At 65.6% G+C, this 807-nt stretch carries 1 protein-coding gene; it reads right to left on the bottom strand.

Annotated elements, in window-relative coordinates:
• Window positions 1-35 precede the first annotated feature (35 nt).
• The coding region (locus HX846_RS30805; protein ID WP_178966839.1) for a flagellar hook-length control protein FliK at window positions 36-807 on the bottom strand (772 nt) is incomplete at its 5' end.

Consider the following 807-nt stretch of genomic DNA (forward strand, 5'->3'; position numbering starts at 1 on the left):
CCGCTCCCACATTTTGATCATCGCCAGGGCTCAGATCAGGCGTAGTAGTCCACGGCACTGGAGCCAATCACCGACTGCACCACCGGCGCGGCCACTTCAGCCACCTCACCGATACCGCCGCCATCAACCCCATCACCCCGCCCGCCACTGCCGCTGACGCCGCGAGCCTGGTTCTGCTGTTGCTGGTCCTGCTGCCCCTGCCAGCCACGGGACTGGTCCGACACGTTGACGTCGACCTGGCCCATGCCCTGCTGGGCAAACATCTCCCGCAGGCGGCCCGACTGGCTTTCCAGGGCTTCACGCACCACCGCATGGCCGCTCATGAAGGTGACTTGCGCCTGCTGGTCGGCGGACATCTTCACGCTGATGTCCAGGCGACCCAGTTCAGCGGGCTGCAACTGGATCTCTGCCGACTTGAGGTTGGCGCTGGACAGGTACATGACCCGGTTCACCACCTCATCGGTCCAGCCACTCTGGTGCATGGCCAATGGCGCGTTGGCCACCGGCGGCAGGGCATTCGCAGTTTTCGGCGTGGCAGCCTGGGTCAGCGCGGCGAGGCGGTTGGCGAAGTCATCGACACGGGTGTCGCTGCTGGCGTCCTTCAAATCCTTGAGACCGCCGTCGATCAGACCGGCAAAGGCTTTGTCGCCGCCCTGGTCGGTGCTGTCCTTGGACGCTTGCTGGTCGACCATATTGGCCAGGCCTGTGACGAAGTTTTGCGCGGCAGTCGGCTGATCCTGGGTCGGGGCCGGGGCGGTTTTTGCCGGGGCCTGGCTGCTGGCGGACACGTGTCCGCCCTGCTCCATG

This window comes from Pseudomonas sp. K5002 (genome assembly GCF_013386655.1).
Classification (GTDB): Bacteria; Pseudomonadota; Gammaproteobacteria; order Pseudomonadales; family Pseudomonadaceae; genus Aquipseudomonas.